This window comes from Mediterranea sp. An20 (genome assembly GCF_002160055.1).
GTDB classification, from domain to species: domain Bacteria; phylum Bacteroidota; class Bacteroidia; order Bacteroidales; family Bacteroidaceae; genus Bacteroides; species Bacteroides avicola.
This window is the reverse complement of record NZ_NFJV01000059.1, coordinates 1-3606: the sequence shown is the minus strand read 5'-3', so window position 1 is coordinate 3606 and position 3606 is coordinate 1. Positions and strand designations below refer to the sequence as shown.

The following is a 3606-nucleotide window of genomic DNA, read 5'->3' as shown; positions in this document are numbered from 1 at the left end:
CTGCCTGGGAATTAAGATGGGGGAAATAGCATACGGCCAATTCCGTGCGCCCATAGGCGCGGATGGGAAATTCGTCCTGTTCCATAAGTCATTCTGTTTTCTGATTTCTGTTCTTTTTTTGCTATAAAGATACTGAAAAACAACGGAATATGCAAATAACAGCCGCACTTTAACCGACACTTACCAACATCTGTCAACCATAATCAACAGGTATCACCCCATACGGGCAGCAAGCGTACCAAAGGAACAAAACCAAGAAAGGCACACCGTATCTTTGCATCACAGAAAAGATAATCATTAACCATTAATCATTACCCATTAACCATTAATCATTAACCATTAACCATTAACCACTACCATCATGATCTCCTATCGCAAAATCCAAATCAAAGGTGAGAACAGTCCCCTGAACGGACTGTGGTATGCACGTCCCGTCATCAGCGACACGCTGGACACGGCCGCACTTGCCAAACACATGTCGAAGCACAACACCCCGTTCTCGCCGGGCGTCATCAAGGGCGTGCTCACAGACATGATCGCCTGCATCAAGGAACTTATCTTAGACGGAAAGAACGTCAAGTTGGACGACCTCGCCATCTTCTCCGTGGGCATCGTCAGCGACCACGGCGCCGAGAGCGCCGAAGCTTTCAAGGTGTCGGAACACGTCAAGGGGCTGAAGCTGCGTGCCCGTGCCACGGGAGAACTGAGCAACGCTCAAATCAACCTGGAAGGTCAGCTGAGGGAGGCAACGCCCTACAGCGTGGGCGGCAGCGGCGGATCTACCCCCGGCGGCTCCGAAGAGGAGGAAGACGGAGGCAGTGGAGCGCTGGGATAACCAGTCCCTCTATCGAACACAGAGGCACAGAGACACAGAGTAAAATCTTCTCTCCGTGGGCTCTGTCCTCTCAAAAAATTAACTCTGTGACTCCGTGTCTCTGTGTTTGATATAAATTGAATTTATTGATTACTTACCTACCTATTTTTATGCAACAGAAAAACAGTACACCGAAAACCGTGTGGGGCATCGTCCTCAAAGTCATCATCGCCGTAGCTTCCGCCGTGGCAGGGGCATTCGGCATCAGCGCCTGCGGAAATTAAAAACCGGAGAAGCATGAGGCGCATCACCCTGATAATCATCCACTGCTCCGCCACCCCTGAGGGGCGGAGCCTGGATTTTGAGACCTGCCGCAACGACCACATCCGGCACCGAGGATTCCGGGACATCGGATACCACTTCCACATCACGCGGGACGGGACCATACATCCGGGACGCCCGCTGGAACAGGTGGGGGCGCACTGCCGCAACCACAACCGGCACTCCATAGGCATCTGCTACGAAGGCGGACTGTCCGGCAACGGAAGACCCGCCGACACGCGGACCCTCCCACAGAAAGGGGCGATGCTTGCCCTGCTGCGCGAACTGAAGCGGATCTTCCCCCATGCCCTCATCGTGGGACACCGGGACCTGAACCCGCAGAAAGACTGCCCCTGCTTCGATGCGGTAGGGGAATACAAAGAACTCTCGGAATGTATTGAAAGATACGGCAGAATTGAAGGCAGATAAACAGAAACCACCTGCCTCAGAATTTCTTGCCGAACACGATATTCATAAACGTCATGACCAAAATCCGGAAGTCGAACAGCCAGGAACGGTGTTCCAAATAGAACAGGTCGTAACGCAGACGGCGGAGCATCTTCTCAATGGTGTCCGTATAACCGTTATACAAAGTGGCGTATGAAGTGACACCCGGACGGATCTGGTAAAGATAACGGTAACGCGGATCGCGTTCCATAATCTGGTCGATGTAGAACTTGCGTTCGGGACGTGGACCGATAAAGGCCATCTGGCCGATGAAAACATTCCACAACTGGGGAAGTTCATCCAGATGGTGTTCGCGAAGAAACTTGCCCACTTTTGTTAAGCGGGGATCCTGCCCGCTCTTATACAGAGCCGGACCGAACTTCTCTGCATCCAGACGCATACTGCGGAACTTGTAGATATTGAACGGACGGCCGAAACGACCGATACGCTCCTGCTTAAAGATTGCCGGGCCTCCGTCCTCCCGCTTCACGGCAATGTAACAGACCAGGAACAGCGGAGAGAACAGAATAAGGGCAGCCAGTGCCAGGATACAATCGACGAAACGCTTAACGTTCCGCTCAAAACCGTTCATCCCGTCGCGGATGTAACGGTCATCTTTCTGTAGTGATTCAACGGAGTTCATGTAAATTTTGTATAAAATGAATTTGCCGGAAAAACAGGAATCCTTTTCCTGGCAAGGCCGAACTCTTAAAGGGTCAAGCATGATTATAATGAAACCTCCGCCAGGCTCATCTGCCGGTGGCACTCCCAGGCCAGGCGGTAAGCGGAGGCTGCCACCGGGTCCGCGCGGTGCAGGCGGCAGAAGGCGGAAACGGCACGGGAAGCCTCCTCCCCGTTCAGGGGGCAGGCGTTGCCCGCGGTGTTCAGGACATACCACAGCTCCCAACAACGGGAAGAAGGGGCGGACATCTGACGCATGAGGGAGGAGCAAACCTCATACCCCATGCGGACAACCGAATCGCGGGAAGCGTCCAGGAACATGTAGGAAAGGCGGTTCAGCACCTCCACACGCTCCAGGGTCTCTTCCGGAGAGGCACCGCCCCACCCGACGGAAGGAAGAAAGGAGGACTGCCACGTATCTGCCACGGACTGCAGATGCCGGTACCACTCATCCGTTTCGGGAGAAGGGCTACCATAGAAATAGTCCGTCAGGCAGCGGCAGAGGGAGGTCTGCAGCAGGCCTGAGCATCCGGTGGGGGCCGGGCAACGGTCCACGACTGACTCCACCAGTTGGTACCAGCGGTCCGAACGTTCCAGGTCCGACACCAGCGTGACGCCGTTCAGCAGGTCGAACGAGGAGGACAGCAGGCGCAGGCGGGACACAAGACTAACCGACCCGCTGCGGACTTCGTCCAGCATCCGGTCGAAAAGCCGGAGGCCCCGGGAACGGCACTCGGACAGACCACGCGGAAGACCGGGAATATCCGGAACCACGCCCATCGAAAGAAGGGCGTAGAGCGAGCGGTATAAAAGGGAATGTATCAGCATCGGGGGCTAAGTTTATATAAAACACAGAGACACGGAGGCACAGCGTTTTTGTTTTTTTTCTCTGCGAAGGCACAGAGGCGTTCCTCTTCTCTCGTGTGCGGCGAAACCGCGAACTCCGTGGTCTCCCCTGTCATTTTTCCGACAGAAAATCACGGAGCTTTGTGTCTCTGTGACTCTGTGTTTGACAAAAACGGGGAAGGCTCCATTATCCGTATGAATTCCGGGGCCACCTCGATGCCCGCCGTAATCAGGTTGGGGATTTCCACCAGCAGGCGGCGGACCTTCGAACCGCGGACGGAGAGAAGGCGGCCTTCGTAACCGTCCAGGGGACCGCCGACAATGCGGACCGTGCGACCGCACATCGCAGGAGTCAGCTCGCCGGGAAGATAATAGCGGGGGGAGTCCGTGGAACGGACGGCACGGATGAAACGCTCCATCTCGGCGTCGCCCACCACCATCGGACGGCAGTAGCCACCGCGAACGTAACGGTACTGGAGCGTGGAAAGTTCCTCCAC

The 3606-nt window shown here is 55.2% G+C and carries 5 protein-coding genes and 1 pseudogene; 3 read left to right on the top strand and 3 right to left on the bottom strand.

Annotation, left to right across the window (positions count from 1 at the left end; translation table 11 throughout):
- The first annotated feature begins 361 nt into the window (after positions 1-361).
- The 3 genes from B5F34_RS17005 (at position 362) to B5F34_RS17000 (ending at position 1564) form a co-directional block, all read left to right on the top strand.
- A complete protein-coding gene (locus B5F34_RS17005) occupies positions 362-835 on the top strand; it encodes a DNA-binding protein (protein WP_087340936.1) in 474 nt (157 codons plus the stop codon).
- Positions 836-984: 149 nt separating this feature from the next.
- A complete protein-coding gene (locus B5F34_RS17645) occupies positions 985-1098 on the top strand; it encodes a smalltalk protein (RefSeq protein ID WP_162609359.1) in 114 nt (37 codons plus the stop codon).
- 13 nt (positions 1099-1111) lie between these two features.
- Positions 1112-1564 (top strand): N-acetylmuramoyl-L-alanine amidase, encoded by a 453-nt coding sequence (locus B5F34_RS17000; protein WP_087340935.1) that lies wholly within the window; start codon positions 1112-1114, stop codon positions 1562-1564.
- Between the two features lie 16 nt (positions 1565-1580).
- On the opposite strand, the gene B5F34_RS16995 is transcribed toward B5F34_RS17000, so the two are convergent.
- The 3 genes and pseudogenes from B5F34_RS16995 to B5F34_RS16985 all read right to left on the bottom strand — a co-directional run.
- Positions 1581-2225 carry a sugar transferase gene (locus tag B5F34_RS16995; protein WP_087340934.1) on the bottom strand — a complete coding sequence of 215 codons (645 nt, stop codon included), beginning with the start codon at positions 2223-2225 and terminating at the stop codon, positions 1581-1583.
- Positions 2226-2308: 83 nt separating this feature from the next.
- Positions 2309-3091, bottom strand: a complete 783-nt coding sequence (locus B5F34_RS16990; protein ID WP_087340933.1) for a hypothetical protein — start codon at positions 3089-3091, stop codon at positions 2309-2311.
- 149 nt (positions 3092-3240) lie between these two features.
- Positions 3241-3606, bottom strand: a pseudogene (locus B5F34_RS16985) (hypothetical protein); the annotation flags it as partial.